Genomic DNA, 15,826 nt, shown 5'->3' with positions numbered 1-15,826 from the left:
TCTATTTAATTTTCAAACATCTAATTGTTGCTATTAACAATACCAAAGGACCATTTTATTTGTCAAACAATTTTTTATATTGTTTTTTTACAGTTTAATTTCGTATCATTTGGTAAGCGCTTTACTATTATCTTCGTTACTTCCCATTCGCCTTCTTCATTATTAAACGTAATAGTTACTTTTTCAAATGGTGGAACAATTTTCCCACCAATCTGTTCGTACTTCGTCACTTCAATAACCGTTTGAAATAAATATGTACCACTATACACTTTTTTTAAACTAATAATTTTAGGACATTGATAAGGTTTCAAACTCCCATATTGTTTTTCAATTGCTTTATTTATTTTCGGAAATAAAACAGAATAAAGTGCATCTTCCATAAGAGGTGCATCATACTGAGCTACTGATACACTCGGTGAAGCAATGAGTATAAAAATACTGCACATTATAAGATAAAATAATTTTCGCATTATAACCTCCGCACCATTACGCGATACTTTCTATGTTTAATGAATTACAATAATCGCGCATAGAAATTCTATTTTATTGTCTCCTACTTCTCTTTTTCTACTCAATTGTTACAAAAAAAGCCCACAACCCTCTTTAATTTTCGTATAATGATACTCATAGTATAATAATCATAATAACAAAAGACTGTTCGTATATATAAAGTGAGGCGCTAATCAAACCGGCTCGCAAGAACTGTCATGCTTTCTAGGAGAGGAGTATATTATGCTACAACATCTGTTTCCAAAATTACGATTTGCACTCGTTGCAGTCGTTTTATTATGGATTAAAACATATATTGTGTACAAGCTAGCGTTTGATATTAAAATTGATAACTTCTTTGAAGAATTTATGCTGTTTATTAATCCACTAGCTGCGTTACTTTTATTTTTCGGTTTAGCTTTATTTGCATCTAAGCATCGAAATCGAATTATAATTGGAATTAGTTTTATACTGTCATTTATTTTATTTGGAAATGCAATGTTTTATGGGTTTTATAACGATTTCGTTACCTTCCCGGTTTTATTCCAAACAAATAATATGGCTGATTTAGGGACGAGCATAAAAGAGCTCTTTACGTACAAAACATTACTTTTATTTGCAGATGCAATTATTTTAATGTTTATTTCACGTAAATTCCCATCATTTGGTGATAAAACACCACTTTCACGATCTGAGAAGAGAACTTTCTTTAGCGGTGTAACTGCGTTATTAGCACTACAAATTGTTGTTTCAGTTATTTATAAGCCACAAATGTTCTCACGCTCATTTGACCGTCAAACTGTCGTGAAAAATTTAGGGTTATACACATATCATCTATTTGATATTACGCTTCAATCTAAGTCTTCGGCTGAACGTGTATTCGCAAGTGGCGACGGATTCTCTGAAATTAAAAACTATACAGATGCAAAAGATAAGCAAGTTGATAAAAACTTATTTGGAGCTGCAAAAGGTAAAAATGTAATTTTAATTTCAATGGAATCTACACAAAGTTTTGTTATTAATAAAAAAATAAATGGAAAAGAAATTACTCCATTTTTAAATGAATTTATTAAAGATAGTTTTTATTTCGATAACTTCTATCATCAAACGGGACAAGGTAAAACTTCTGATGCTGAATTTATCGTTGAAAATTCACTTTATCCGTTAGACCGTGGTTCTGTATTCTTTACTCATGCAACAAATGAGTATACTGCCACACCAGAACAATTAAAGAAATACGGATATTCTTCTGCTGTCTTCCATTCAAACGATAAAACGTTTTGGAATCGTGACGTAATGTATCCTGCGCTTGGTTATGACCGTTACTTTAATTTAAATGATTACGTAGGTACGGAACAAATGTCTGTTGGTTGGGGATTAAAAGATAAAGAGTTCTTTGAACAATCTATTCCAAAGTTAAAATCTTTACCGCAACCGTTCTATACAAAATTTATCACTTTAACAAACCATTTTCCATTTCTTCTAAATCCAGAAGATCAATATGTTGATGAGTTTAATTCGGACAGTGGTGTTTTAAACCGTTACTTTCCAACTGTTCGTTACACGGATGAAGCTCTTAAATTATTTATTAAACAGTTAAAAGATGAAGGACTGTATGATAATTCAGTTATTGTCATTTATGGTGATCATTACGGTATTTCTGAAAACCATAACGCAGCTATGGCCCAGTTCCTTGGGAAAGACGCTATTACACCGTTTGATTCTATGCAATTACAACGCGTCCCTCTCATTATTCATGTGCCAGGTCAAGAAGGAAAAACGATTTCTAAAGTATCCGGTCAACTTGATATTAAACCAACGCTCCTTCATTTACTTGGGATTAAAACAAATCAATCCGTTGAATTTGGAACGGACTTATTTATTAAAGAAAAAGATCCACTTATGGTAATGCGTGATGGTAGTTTTGTTTCGGAAGATTATGTTTATACAAAAAACATGTGCTATAAACGAAATACAGGTGAAGAAGCTGCTATATCACTATGTCAGCCGTATATTGAAAAAGCAAAAACAGAATTAAAATTATCCGATAAACTCATTTATGGAGATTTATTACGTTTCGATCCTAACAATCGATATAAAACCGGAACAATGACAACAAAATTTGAATAGTGCAAGAAGCAACTTTATAAAAGTTGCTTCTTTTTCTACTTATTTTCCAAATCATTCTCCCATGAAATCTTTCACAAATTGGTAATTTCTTTCGTATGAGGAAGAAATTTATGGTATGATAAAATAAGTAAACTTTCATACACTAATTAAGAATTTATTACAGAAAGCAAGGGATCAGATTTTGTATAGAGCAGCTATTCCAAACTTATTTACGCTCGGAAATTTATATAGCGGATTTTTATCAATCGGCTATGCATCTTTAGGATATTATAAATCAGCTGCTATTTTAGTACTTATCGGGATGATGTTAGATAGTCTTGATGGTCGTGTTGCTCGTTTATTACGCGTTGATTCACAAATGGGAAAAGAGCTTGATTCACTCGCAGATGTCGTAACATTTGGTGCAGCACCAGCTGTTTTAATGTATTACACATCTTTCTCAAACTACGGAATCATCGGATTATACATAGCGGGATTATTCCCTCTTTTCGGAGCATATCGTTTAGCACGATTTAATGTAACACCATCTTCTACTTCAATGAAATATTTCACTGGAGTACCGATTACAGCAGCGGGAGGGCTTGTTGCTTTCTTAACATTATTTTCACATACCATTCCCAAAATCGTTCTTATTACAGTCTTTGTAACGTTCGCATTTTTAATGGTGAGTCGTATTCGTATCCCAAGTTTAAAAGATGTACCAATTCCAAGATATAGCATCATTATTACATTATTTTTAGTTGGAATCATTATCACAATGTATCAAACAGGGATCGGTAATTTTTCTGTTTTCTTATTCATTGCTATTCCACTATATATTTTGTATATGCTATCTCAATTTATTAGACAAAGACCGTCTAAAAAAGCGAATAAAGAAAAATAAGAAAAACAAAAACCTTCCGTATTCGGAAGGTTTCTTTTTATCCCGCTATTTGCGGACAACCTGATTAATCGGGAGGCCTTACAAATGAAAGTCTCACTTTATTTTGTAACTAATACTTTTGGATTTACAGGTGTTACAGGGTCTTCACCGTTTAATACAGCTAAAATATTTCTTACTGCCATTTCAGCCATCGCATCACGAGTTTCGAATGTTGCATTCCCTACGTGAGGAGCAAGCACCACATTCTTTAATCCTTTTAGTTCTTCCGTAATTTTCGGTTCAAATTCAAATACGTCAAGAGCTGCTCCTTCAATTTCTTTCGTTTTTAATGCATAAGCAAGTGCTAATTCATTCATAATTGGTCCACGCGAAGCATTTATAATATATGCTGTCTTCTTCATCATTTTAAACTGTTCTTCATCGATCATATGATGTAATTTTGGATTATAGGCACAGTTAATTGTAATAAAATCTGCCGTTTGTAACAGCTCTTCTAATGTTACATATGTCGCTTCTAGTTCAACTTCAGCTTCAAGCTTACGATTTGGTCCTGTATATAAAACGTTCATTCCAAATGCTTTCGCACGCTTTGCAACTGCCTTCCCGATTTCGCCAAGACCGATAACTCCAATTGTCTTACCGTGTACTTCGCGGCCCAAGAAAAATAATGGCGCCCATCCGTTAAATCCAGTTGTACGACATAACGTATCTCCTTCAGGGATTCTACGTGCTGCTGCTAAAAGAAGTGCAAATGTTAATTCTGCTGTCGCTTCAGTTGATACTTTCGGTGTATTCGTTACCGTAATCCCTTTTTCTCCTGCATGCAAGTAATCAATATTATCGTAGCCAGCACCATAGTTTGCAACAATCTTTAAATTAGGTGCCGCATCTATAACTTCTTTCGTCACCTTTGTAGAAAGTAAGCTTAACAATGCATCTTTATCTTTTACACGCTCTGTTAATTCATCTAAAGAAATTAACTCTTCTTTATCATACATTTCTACATCATGATCTTTTAATAGTTCTAATCCGATTTCTGGAATTTTCCCTGCTACTAATATTTTTGCCACTACTAACACCTCTTCTATAGAAAATAAGATATCTCTTATATTTCATTGTAAGAAATCCACTTATAAAAACCAAGGAATTTGATTATAGTTTTGAAAATCGACACTTTTCCATGAAAAAAGAGGAGATGCAACTCCCCCCTCTTCTTACGCTTTTTCCTGCGATTCTTTTCCGAGCTTTACATCAATTGTTCCTTCTGCAACTGTATCGCTAATTTGCTCCTCAATAACTGATTGAGATGCAGCATTCGTTTCAGAAGTATAAGCTTGTTGCTGTGCACCTTGTACATTTTGTTTATTTTGTTGTTTCGCCATTTCTTACCCTCCTTTTTTTCTTTCTTATTTTGAACAAAAAGGAAGGTTTTCATCAAAAAATCGTGGGTCATTTTATAATTGTTACTTCTTCTTCAAGTAGTTTCATTACTCTTGCTCGTTTCGTAAATGTTGCGATATGAGTAATACCATGATTTCGTAATGTTTGCACATTTTCTTTTACGTATTTCCCTAAATCTTTCGGATAATGAGCATCTGAAGAAATAGTAATGGGAACATCATGTTTAGCTAACACTTGTAAATACAGTGGACTCGGGCACATTTCCCGTACAGGATAACGATAGTACAATCCCGCATTTATTTCTGTTGCGGTATTGGTTTCTACTAATGCACGGGCTATTTTCTTATAATAAGAAAGCTGTTCATTCTCATCCAACCTGTAATTAAATACTTTTATGTTATCAAGGTGGGCTATAATATCAAATAATTCGGAACGAACTGCACTCTCAACTGTTTTAAAAAACGTATCATATAGTATATGTAAATCATGCTCCTCAAAATATTCTTTCGTATCTGGATTATCAAACCCCCAGCCGTTTAAAAAATGAACAGACCCAATTACATAATCAAAGTCTCCTAGTGCTAACAATTCTTTTAGCTCTTCTTCACAGCCAATAAAATAATCCGCTTCAATTCCAAGTTTAAGTGTAACGCCTCTTTTACTCCATCGTTCTTTCGCCTCTTCAATCGACTTTGTAAAATCGTATAGTGAAACTACTCTTACTTGGTCTAACCATTCCTTCTGTAAACGCCCAAGCTTCGAATCACTAATATTCACATATTTTTCATAATATACTTTCGACTCATGAAAGCGGTATAAATGATCCACAATCCCAACTTCTTTTATACCTTTTCGCAATGCCTCTTCTAAATATAAATCAATCCATTTCGCTGTAAATGGTCCTTCCTTCACACGTCTTTGCAGGCGTTCTTGCGTCTTCATAAGCCATTCGATAGAATGGCTTTCTTCTTGAAGCGGCTCATAATATTGTAGCGTTTCATTTATTTTGGCAAGCCAACCTATTGAATAAGGCCCTTCTTCTAAATGAAGATGATAATCCACTTTCATACATATTCCCCCTTATAACGTATCTATTTCTTTTCGTTCCCCTACTCTCGAAAGCTTTCCATTTCTTTCTTTCACTTCTTCCATAACATCTTCTAGTGAAATGTTTTTTTCGGCTAATAGAACAAAACAGTGATAAAACACATCAACCATTTCTTTTACTAGTTCTTTTTTATCATTATTTTTAGAAGCAATGATCACTTCAGAGCACTCTTCCCCAATTTTCTTTAAAATTTTATCTTCTCCTTTTGAAAATAAATAATTTGTATATGATTCTGGCACTGGATTTTCCTTTCGGTCTTCAATTGTTTCAAATAATAATTTAAGGACATCTTCCATCTTCATCCCCCTATATAACTTTATAATGAAAACATGTTTTCTCTCCCGTATGACAAGCAGGTCCTACTTGCTTTACAACAACTACAATTGAATCTTGATCACAATCTAAATAAAGGGATTGAACATACTGCATATTGCCCGATGTTTCTCCTTTATTCCATAACGATTGTCTTGAGCGAGAATAAAACCACGTCCTTTTTGTTTCTAACGTCTTTTCATACGCTTCTTCATTCATGTAAGCGAGCATTAAAACTTCTTTCGTATCTTCCTCTATCACCACTGCTGGTAATAACCCTTTTGAGAAGTTAGGCTTCATAGTCGCACCTCAACGTTTGCTTCTCTTAATTTTCTCTTTACATCCTGCACAGTCTCTTCACCATAATGAAAGATTGATGCTGCTAGCGCTGCGTCGACTGTTGTCTTTTTAAATACCTCTATAATGTGATCCGCATGACCACATCCTCCTGATGCAATTACCGGGACGGAAACGCTACTTGAAATTGCTTCTGTTAACTGAAGATCGTATCCATCCTTCGTTCCATCTGCATCCATACTCGTTAGCAAAATTTCTCCTGCCCCTAATTGTACGGCGTGCTTCGCCCATTCGATTGCATCCATTCCTGTATCAACCCTCCCGCCATTTACGTATACATTCCATTTACCTTCTGCTACTTTTCTAGCATCGATTGCTACGACAATACATTGCGAGCCAAAATGTTCTGCACCTTCCTGAATTAGTTTTGGATTCCGTACTGCTGCTGAATTAATTGAAATTTTATCCGCACCGGCTCGTAGCAGATTGTATATATCTTGAACATTAGAAATCCCCCCGCCTACTGTAAGAGGAATAAATATTTTTGAGGCAGTTTTTTCTACAACATCTATCATCGTTTTTCGCCCTTCATGTGTCGCAGTAATATCTAAAAATACAATTTCATCTGCTCCCGCATCATTATATAAAGCCGCTATTTCAACAGGATCACCGACATCTTGTAATCCTATAAAATTTACACCCTTTACGACTCGCCCTTCTTTCACATCTAGACATGGAATAATTCGTTTCGCTAACATAGCTTTGTTACCTCTAGCACTTCTTCTAAATCAATTGTATTCTCGTAAAGAGCCTTACCAATGATAACACCATGTATATTCATATCATTTAACCTTTTCACATCTTGAATAGACGCCACTCCTCCAGAGGCAATGAGACGAATACCCACACTTTTTTGCAGTAACCCTAATTGCTCAAAATTTGGTCCTGCAAGTGTCCCATCTCTCGAGATGTCTGTAAATACAATCGTTTGAACACCTACACTCTCCATTTGCTTCGCTAAATGAATATAAGAAATTTCAGACACATCAAGCCAACCTCCCGTTGCTACGAAACCATTTTTCGCATCAATTCCAACAATTATTTTCTCTTTATATAGCCGAACTGCTTCCTCTAAAAATGACTTATCATAAAGAGCAGCTGTTCCTAAAATGACTTTTTCTACACCTGCTAACAATAACTTCTCCACTGCTACAAGCGATCGAATCCCTCCTCCAACTTGCACAGGAATACGTACCGCCCTGCATATTCTTTCAATGATAAACAAATTTAAAGACTCTCCAGCAATTGCACCGTCTAAATCAACAATGTGTAATATTTTCGCTCCAAGCTTTTCAAATATGATCGCTTGCGCAACCGGATCTTCATTCATAACCGTTTCTTTACTAAACTCTCCTTGATAAAGTCTGACACATCGCCCTTCTTTTAAATCGATAGCTGGGAAAATTTCCATGCTTCTACCACCCCTTTAAAATTCTTTAAAATTTGTATTCCGACTTCCCCACTTTTTTCAGGGTGAAACTGCGCTCCAAATACATTTCCTTTCGCTACAAAACCAGGTACTTGCACCCCATACTCGCTTGCCCCATACACAATCCCCTTTGGACAATCTGCATAATAAGAGTGGACATAATATACGAAAGAACCGTCTTCTATTCCATTCCAAAGTGGTATTTCTCCTTCTTTCTTCAATTCATTCCATCCCATATGTGGAATTTTATAAGGCACTTTTAATTTCCGAATAACACCTGGCAATAAACTTAATCCGCTACAGTCTTTTAATTCCTCACTTTTTTCAAATAAAAGTTGCATACCTAAACATATACCAAGGAACGGTTTCCCTAAATTCCCAATCTCTTTTAGCACAAATACTAATTTTTTTTCTTCTAGAACGTCCATCGCTTTCGGAAATGCCCCTACTCCTGGTAAAATAACGCCATCACTTCTCAATATTTCCTCTCTATCATCCGTTACGATATACTCTGCTCCAATATATTTTAATGCCTGTTCCACACTACGAATATTTCCCATCCCATAATCTACAATAGCAATCAATTACAACATCCCCTTCGTTGAATTTACACCAGTAATGTTGTCATTTTTTTCGACTGCCTCTCTAAGCGCTCGACCAAATGCCTTAAATAAAGCTTCAATTTTGTGATGTGTATTACTTCCGTATAAAATACGAGCGTGTAACGTAATATTTGCTGCATGAGCAACTGCTCTAAAAAACTCTTCCGTTAATTCTGTGTCAAAATCGCCTAATTTCGGATTTGTTAACTCGCCTTGAAACACAATATAGGAACGTCCACTTATATCAATTGCGGCAAAACCTAAAGATTCATCCATCGGTACATATGCGGAACCGTACCTATTAATACTCTCTTTATTTTGCAGTGCTTCTTTCAAGCAATTTCCGAGTACAATTCCAACATCTTCAACCGTGTGATGTGCATCGACAAACACGTCACCTTCAGCTTCAATTTGTAAACCAAATCGTCCATGCCTTGCAAATAAAGTTAGCATATGATCAAAAAAACCTACTCCTGTTTGAATAGAAACATTCGTACTTTCATCAAGCTGCAAACTTAATTTAATTTTTGTTTCTGTCGTTTCACGTACTTGACTCGACTGTCGCATTATTCTTCCTCCTCAAATCTCATTTGGACTGCTCTTGCGTGTGCATATAAACCTTCTTTATTTGCAAGTTCTACAATATGATGTTGTACATTTTTTAACGCTTCCTCTGTATAAGAAAGAAAGCTTGATTTTTTTACGAAATCATCGACTGATAACGGGGAGAAAAATCTTGCTGTTCCACTTGTCGGTAAAACGTGATTCGGTCCTGCCAAATAATCGCCGAGCGGCTCTGGTGCATATGGCCCAAGGAAAATAGAGCCTGCATGTTTCACATAAGCTAGAGCATTCATTGGCTCTTTTATATGTAACTCTAAATGTTCTGGAGCTATTTCATTTGATAACTTTAGTGCCTCATCTAAAGAAGAAACGATAAAAATGGCTCCATTTCTTTTTATTGATTCACGAGCGATTTCACTTCTTGGTAATGTTTCTAACTGTCTTTCTATCTCTCTTCCTACTTCTTTAGCTAGTTCTATATTCGTTGTAATACAAATCGCTGTTGCCCTCTCGTCATGTTCTGCTTGCGATAATAAATCAGCAGCGATATATTTGGCATTGCCTGTTTCATCAGCGATAACTACAATTTCTGATGGCCCAGCAATCATATCGATATTTACTATTCCGTATACTTCTCGCTTCGCTAAAGCAACGTACAAATTTCCCGGTCCAACTATTTTATCCACTTTCGGAATCGATTCCGTCCCATACGCTAAAGCAGCGATTGCCTGGGCACCACCAGCCATATAAACTTCATCTACACCTGCAAGACCTGCGGCAGTTAATATATGCGGGTCAATTCCTCCTTGCCTTGGCGGTGTTACCATTACAATTTTTTTCACACCTGCCAGTTTGGCTGGCAATACATTCATTAATACTGAAGAGGGATACGATGCCTTCCCGCCTGGCACATATACACCTACATTTTCTAACGGTCTAATGAGCTGCCCTCTAATTATCCCATCACTTTCGCAATCAAACATAGATTGCCTCTTTTGCTTTTCATGATATGAGATAATGTTTTTCTTCGCCTCTTGTAGCGCCTCTAAAAAAGAAAGTTCTACAAACGCACTTGCTTGTTTTATTTCTTCTTCACTTACACGAAAAGTTTTAACATCCGCACCATCAAGCTTTTTTGTATAGAAAGATAAAGCCTCATCTTTACTTTCTCTTACGTTTTGAACGATTTCCCTTACACTTCTTTGAACAGTTTCTTCTATTATATTAGCGTTTTCTCGCAACACTTTTATTTTGGATAATGCCTCCTTGAAGTCTTCATAAATGATCTCCATTGTAAGCCCTCCTATTTCCCTGATAAAATTTCTTGCTCCATCATATTTATAATACTGAATATTTCGTCTTTTTTAGTTTTTAAAGCTGCCTTATTTACAATCATTCGAGCGGATATAGAATACATTTCCTCAAATACAATGAGCCCATTCTCTTGTAGTGTTTTTCCTGTTTCAACAATATCAACAATCGCATCTACTAATCCAAGAAGCGGAGCAATTTCTACAGAACCTTCTATTTTTATGATTTCTACATCTTCTCCCTTTTCGTGAAAATAATTGGAAGTGATGTGTGGATATTTCGTAGCAATTCGTTTCTTTCGGTAACTCTTCGGATTATACGTAGGAATAGAAGCGACACAAAATTTACACATACCCACTCCTAAATCCAACATTTCATATATATCTTTTTCATTTTCCATTAAAATATCTTTTCCAACGATCCCAATATCAGCTACTCCATGTTCTACATAAGTAGCAACATCAACCGCTTTTACTAAAATAAATGAAATGTTTGTATTTTTACTTTGAAAGACAAGCTTTCTCCCTTTATCTTTAAGCTCTGAACAATCAATTCCAATTTTCTCAAACAGCGGAATAACATGTTTCTCTAATCTTCCTTTCGTTAACGCAATTTGAATGTTACGCATGAAGTCTCCCCTTCTTTCTGAACGACCCATTTCTCTTTCCATACATATTCCACCAATGATTCATTCCTTGCCTCAACGACCGTTACTATTTTATTGTTTCTTGCAAATTGAAATGTGTCGTTTAAATTAGAGAATAAAGATAACTGGGCATTCTTCCCGTCCTTTCGAAGTAAGTTTCTTAACCTTTCAGCTTCCGCTAATCTATTTAATTCATAATGTATCATCATATCTATTGGCTCTCGTTCATAAGATTCTTGTTGCTCTTGAAGTGCCTTGACTATTTGATTTACTTGCACCGCGAGGCCAACCGCTGACACCATCTCTCCAAAATTCCCAATTAACTCATCGTATCTTCCACCACTAACAATCTCTTCTCCAATTTCATATATATACCCTTTGAAAATAATACCCGTATAATAGTCCAAATGTTGAATCATGCCTAAATCAATGGATATATAAGGTCCATAGCCTAGCCTTTCAACCGCTTCATATATTTCTTTCACTCTTGCAATGGCCATTTTCATTTCATTACTTGAGGCGAGTTTTTCTGCTTCCTCAATAACCTCTAAATTCCCAAATAACCTTGGTAATTTCTCAAGTAATTTTACTGTTTCATCGCACCGATCTAATTTCTTTTCTCCGATAAAATTTGAGAGAGCAGCATAATTTTTGCTTTCTATATACGTTCTAAGTACTCTCTCTTCTTCATCATGAATAGAGAGCTTTTTTACAATACATTTATATAACTCTACCTGCCCAATTTCGATTGTAAAAGATTGTACCTTCAACCTTTGTAGTGCTTGCATTACACTTATCACACATTCAATTTCAGCTCTTACATTATCAATCCCGATAATTTCAATACCACTTTGTACAATTTCATTATATTTTCCAGACAGAGACTCATTCGCCCGAAATACATTTCCACTATATGTCACCTTAAGAGGCGTATCCCACCTTTGCGTTCCAATTACTCTCGCTAAAGGAATCGTCATATCTGGACGTAACACGATAATCCGTCCCTTTTCATCAAAAAATTTATACATCTTCTCTTCATCTATCGGCCGATTTTGAAAAGCAAACACATCATAAAATTCAATTGTAGGTGTCCTTATTTCCTCATAGCCTCTCTCTAAAAATGTACGTCTTAATTTTTGTTCCACTTCTTCAATTAACGTACATTCTTCAAATAAGTAATCTCTCGTTCCATTCGGATTTGCCCGCTTCCACTTTGTCATCTGAATTCACACGCCCTTCCCTTTCTAATGTATGCCCATTCCATTCACCCAAACCGAAAATAAAAAGAGCCTTGTAGACAAAATACCTACAAGGCTCTTTAGTAGAGTGTAGGTACAACGGGAATAACCCTTGTGCCTACACGTTTTCACGTTAGGTTCAAGGGTTTCATGTATGATGATGTAGTTGTGTAAGCATTTTAATAGATTGTACGATATTCATAATACTTACTCCCTTTCTCCTCTGATTTTTCCATATTATATAACAGTTAATTCTGAATGTAAATACATTTTTAATATTCCGTTATTTCTTAATATAAAGCTACTTTTCTTTCATACTCTTCAATTTCTTGTTCATATTGCATCGTAATGGCAATTTCATCTAGACCATTTAATAATTTTTCTTTCCACATTTTCTCGATTGTAAAATGAAACCTGTGCGTATTTGTAGTAATGACTTCATTCTCTAAATCGACTTCTATTTGATCTCTCGCATTTATTTTAGCAAGTTGTTCACGCATCTCTTTATCCATTACAATCGGTAACATACCATTCTTCATACAATTCATATAAAAAATATCTGCAAATCCCCCTGCGATAATAACGCGGAAACCATAATCAGCAAGGGCCCACGGAGCATGCTCTCTTGAAGAACCGCATCCAAAATTATCACCTGTAATTAATATACTTGCTCCCTTTCGTTCTTGTGCATTAAGGGGAAAATTAGGATTTTCATGGCGCTCATTATCGTAACGCCACTCATCAAATAAATACTTTCCAAATCCTGTCCTTTCAATTCTCTTTAAGTATTGTTTCGGAATAATTTGATCTGTATCAATGTTATCATTCATAAGTACTGCCGCAGTACCTTTATGAATACGAAATGGCTCCATCGTAACTCTCCTTTCTAATATCAACAAAATGCCCATATAATGCAGCAGTTGCTGCCATAGCTGGACTTACTAAATGTGTTCTTGCCCCTTTCCCTTGCCTTCCTTCAAAATTACGATTTGAAGTAGACGCACAATGTTCTCCTTCAGGTACTTGATCTGGATTCATCCCAAGGCACATTGAGCATCCAGGCTCTCTCCATTCAAACCCCGCTTCTTCAAATATGTGATGTAAGCCTTTTTGCATTGCCCGCTCTCTCACACTTTTTGATCCTGGTACAACGAGTGCCCGCACACCTTCTTTTACCTTTTTCCCTTTTACAACGGATGCAGCAATTTCTAAGTCAGATAAACGTGAATTTGTACAAGAACCAATAAAGACATGCTTAACAGGAATTTCAAACGTACTTTGTCCAGGACTCAATCCCATATATGAAAATGCTCTTTCATCATTTTCGTTATGCTTTTCTGGTAACTTTTCATCAATAGGAACACCCATACTAGGATTTGTTCCCCAAGTTACGTATGGAGCTAGACTCGTAACATCTATTGAAATATGTAAATCATAAATCGCATCTGAATCCGTATAAAGCTCCGAACATTTTTCCGTGAAAGATTCATAGTCTTTTGGTGCATATTTACGCCCTTTTACATAAGAAAATGTTTTTTCATCCGGTGCAATAATGCCTGCTTTCGCTCCTCCTTCAATTGCCATATTACAAAGTGTCATTCTCTCCTCCATTCCCATATCACGAATCGTCTCTCCGTAGAATTCCATTACATACCCAGTCCCAACCGCTACACCGTACTTTGAGAGAAGATGTAAAATAATATCCTTTGCATAAACGCCTTTCGGTAACTTTCCTGTTAATTCAATCCCCATCGCTTTCGGTTTTCGTTGCCACAACGTTTGAGTTGCTAATACATGTTCTACTTCACTCGTACCAATACCAAACGCTAGCGCACCGAAAGCACCGTGAGTTGCTGTATGGCTATCACCACAAACAATCGTTTTCCCTGGTTGTGTGAGTCCAAGTTCCGGCCCGATAACATGAACGATTCCTTGCTCTTCATCACCAATATCAGCTAATCGCACCTCAAATTGTTTACAATTTTCACGAAGTGTATCCAATTGCTGCTTCGCAATGCGATCGGTAATATTCCAAATATCTTTCGTTGGAATATTATGATCCATCGTTGCAAACGTTAATTCCGGTCTCCGAACAATTCGATTTGCAAGCCGCAAGCCTTCAAAGGCTTGCGGTGAAGTTACTTCATGAATAAGATGAAGATCGATATATAATAAATCCAATCCATTTTCATTTGTTGTAACTACATGTCTTTCCCAAAGTTTATCTAGCAACCTTTTCCCCATTATCTTCCTCTCCCTACTAGTGCCTGCTCTTCCATTTCTTGAACAACCGCCTTCGTAAATGAAGTTGTCGTCTCATCTCCCCCAATATCAACTGTACATTTTCCAGATTGAAGAACTGCAGAAATTGCCTCTTCAATCGCATATCCTTCTCTCGTTAATCCAAATGATTGCCCAAGCATCATCGCAACCGAACGCATCATCGCAATTGGATTCACTTTATTTTTCCCTGCAATATCCGGTGCTGAACCGTGAATAGGCTCATATAAAGAAGGCCCGTTTTCCGCATGACTCGCTGATGGAAGCATTCCTAATGACCCTGCTAATACAGAAGCCTCATCACTTAAAATATCACCAAACAAATTCTCTGTTACGATAACATCAAATCTCTTTGGGTTCCGAATTAACTCCATAGCAGCTGCATCTACTAAAATATGCTCTAACTCAACATGAGGATAACGAAGAGCGACTTCTTCCGTAACAGTTCTCCATAATTTACTAGATTCTAAAACATTCGCCTTATCAATAGACGTTACTTTTTTCGATCTCTTACTCGCTAATTGAAAAGCATAAGAAACGATACGTTCAATTTCATGACGATGATACGTAAGTGTATCCGTTGCGACTTCTTCCGTTCGCTCTTTCGGATAAGAAAAATAAATACCACCTGTTAATTCACGAACGACAACGAAGTCAATTTCATCAGCATTTTTTAATGGGGATAAATGCGAAGTTGAGCTTTCTACCGTTACAGGGCGAACATTCGCAAATACACCAAGTCCTTTTCTTAAAGCTAATAATCCTTTCTCCGGTCTTTCTTTCGCACCATCCCAACGAGGTCCACCAACTGCCCCAAGTAAAACCGCATCACTCGCTAAACAAGCGGCAAGTGTTCGCTGTGGTAATGGTTGCCCCGTTAAATCAATAGCAACACCACCAAAGTGCTCATCTTGCAAATGAAAATGATGCCCATATAGTCTCTCTACCATATGCAATACTTCCTTTGCACTTTCCATAATTTCCGGGCCGACACCATCACCAGCTAAACAAACGATACGTTTTTCCAATTTTAACACTCCTTTTAACTGAATTTTCAGAACTTTATTTTGATAGGT

At 36.2% G+C, this 15,826-nt stretch carries 18 protein-coding genes; 2 read left to right on the top strand and 16 right to left on the bottom strand.

The window, feature by feature from the left end; genetic code table 11:
• Window positions 1-74: 74 nt before the first annotated feature.
• Window positions 75-470, bottom strand: a complete 396-nt coding sequence (locus MHH42_RS07070) for a DUF3888 domain-containing protein (protein WP_340893058.1) — start codon at window positions 468-470, stop codon at window positions 75-77.
• A gap of 262 nt (window positions 471-732) precedes the next feature.
• On the opposite strand from MHH42_RS07070, the gene MHH42_RS07065 reads away from it, so the two are divergent.
• Window positions 733-2,619, top strand: coding sequence for an LTA synthase family protein (locus tag MHH42_RS07065; RefSeq protein WP_000939071.1), 1,887 nt, complete (start codon window positions 733-735; stop codon window positions 2,617-2,619).
• 181 nt (window positions 2,620-2,800) lie between these two features.
• Entirely contained in the window at window positions 2,801-3,502 is a 702-nt protein-coding gene (gene pssA, locus MHH42_RS07060) for a CDP-diacylglycerol--serine O-phosphatidyltransferase (RefSeq protein ID WP_000285424.1), read from the top strand.
• A gap of 98 nt (window positions 3,503-3,600) precedes the next feature.
• Here the strand turns inward: pssA and MHH42_RS07055 are convergent, their stop codons facing one another.
• The 15 genes from MHH42_RS07055 to leuB form a co-directional block, all read right to left on the bottom strand.
• Entirely contained in the window at window positions 3,601-4,572 is a 972-nt protein-coding gene (locus tag MHH42_RS07055; protein ID WP_016108075.1) for a 2-hydroxyacid dehydrogenase family protein, read from the bottom strand.
• Window positions 4,573-4,716: 144 nt separating this feature from the next.
• Window positions 4,717-4,884: a YozQ family protein gene (locus MHH42_RS07050; RefSeq protein ID WP_001118878.1), complete on the bottom strand. Its 168-nt coding sequence runs from the start codon at window positions 4,882-4,884 to the stop codon at window positions 4,717-4,719.
• A gap of 67 nt (window positions 4,885-4,951) precedes the next feature.
• A complete protein-coding gene (locus MHH42_RS07045; protein WP_000861855.1) occupies window positions 4,952-5,971 on the bottom strand; it encodes a histidinol phosphate phosphatase domain-containing protein in 1,020 nt (339 codons plus the stop codon).
• Between the two features lie 12 nt (window positions 5,972-5,983).
• Window positions 5,984-6,307, bottom strand: a complete 324-nt coding sequence (gene hisE, locus MHH42_RS07040; protein WP_000390407.1) for a phosphoribosyl-ATP diphosphatase — start codon at window positions 6,305-6,307, stop codon at window positions 5,984-5,986.
• Between the two features lie 10 nt (window positions 6,308-6,317).
• Window positions 6,318-6,623 (bottom strand): phosphoribosyl-AMP cyclohydrolase, encoded by a 306-nt coding sequence (gene hisI / locus MHH42_RS07035; protein ID WP_000803970.1) that lies wholly within the window; start codon window positions 6,621-6,623, stop codon window positions 6,318-6,320.
• Window positions 6,620-7,378 carry an imidazole glycerol phosphate synthase subunit HisF gene (hisF, locus tag MHH42_RS07030; protein WP_000880098.1) on the bottom strand — a complete coding sequence of 253 codons (759 nt, stop codon included), beginning with the start codon at window positions 7,376-7,378 and terminating at the stop codon, window positions 6,620-6,622. Before hisF ends, hisI begins: the two co-directional genes overlap by 4 nt.
• Window positions 7,372-8,091 (bottom strand): 1-(5-phosphoribosyl)-5-[(5-phosphoribosylamino)methylideneamino]imidazole-4-carboxamide isomerase, encoded by a 720-nt coding sequence (hisA, locus tag MHH42_RS07025; protein ID WP_098652329.1) that lies wholly within the window; start codon window positions 8,089-8,091, stop codon window positions 7,372-7,374. The genes hisF and hisA overlap by 7 nt, the downstream gene beginning before the upstream one ends.
• A complete protein-coding gene (hisH, locus tag MHH42_RS07020) occupies window positions 8,064-8,693 on the bottom strand; it encodes an imidazole glycerol phosphate synthase subunit HisH (protein ID WP_000560640.1) in 630 nt (209 codons plus the stop codon). Before hisH ends, hisA begins: the two co-directional genes overlap by 28 nt.
• Window positions 8,694-9,278 carry an imidazoleglycerol-phosphate dehydratase HisB gene (hisB, locus tag MHH42_RS07015; protein ID WP_340893054.1) on the bottom strand — a complete coding sequence of 195 codons (585 nt, stop codon included), beginning with the start codon at window positions 9,276-9,278 and terminating at the stop codon, window positions 8,694-8,696. It abuts the gene before it with no gap.
• Window positions 9,278-10,567 (bottom strand): histidinol dehydrogenase, encoded by a 1,290-nt coding sequence (hisD, locus tag MHH42_RS07010; protein ID WP_000402925.1) that lies wholly within the window; start codon window positions 10,565-10,567, stop codon window positions 9,278-9,280. Before hisD ends, hisB begins: the two co-directional genes overlap by 1 nt.
• Window positions 10,568-10,578: 11 nt before the next feature.
• Window positions 10,579-11,214, bottom strand: coding sequence for an ATP phosphoribosyltransferase (hisG, locus tag MHH42_RS07005; RefSeq protein WP_001244463.1), 636 nt, complete (start codon window positions 11,212-11,214; stop codon window positions 10,579-10,581).
• On the bottom strand, window positions 11,190-12,452 hold the full coding sequence (locus MHH42_RS07000) for an ATP phosphoribosyltransferase regulatory subunit (protein WP_000170307.1): 1,263 nt from the start codon (window positions 12,450-12,452) through the stop codon (window positions 11,190-11,192). Before MHH42_RS07000 ends, hisG begins: the two co-directional genes overlap by 25 nt.
• A 308-nt stretch (window positions 12,453-12,760) precedes the next feature.
• On the bottom strand, window positions 12,761-13,342 hold the full coding sequence (gene leuD / locus MHH42_RS06995) for a 3-isopropylmalate dehydratase small subunit (protein WP_000433196.1): 582 nt from the start codon (window positions 13,340-13,342) through the stop codon (window positions 12,761-12,763).
• Window positions 13,320-14,714: a 3-isopropylmalate dehydratase large subunit gene (leuC, locus tag MHH42_RS06990; protein WP_340893051.1), complete on the bottom strand. Its 1,395-nt coding sequence runs from the start codon at window positions 14,712-14,714 to the stop codon at window positions 13,320-13,322. The genes leuD and leuC overlap by 23 nt, the downstream gene beginning before the upstream one ends.
• Window positions 14,714-15,778, bottom strand: coding sequence for a 3-isopropylmalate dehydrogenase (leuB, locus tag MHH42_RS06985; RefSeq protein ID WP_000415349.1), 1,065 nt, complete (start codon window positions 15,776-15,778; stop codon window positions 14,714-14,716). Before leuB ends, leuC begins: the two co-directional genes overlap by 1 nt.
• Window positions 15,779-15,826: the final 48 nt, after the last annotated feature.

Source organism: Bacillus sp. FSL L8-0099, from assembly GCF_038006385.1.
GTDB classification, from domain to species: Bacteria; Bacillota; Bacilli; order Bacillales; family Bacillaceae_G; genus Bacillus_A; species Bacillus_A toyonensis.
This window is presented reverse-complemented; position numbering and strand designations above follow the sequence as displayed.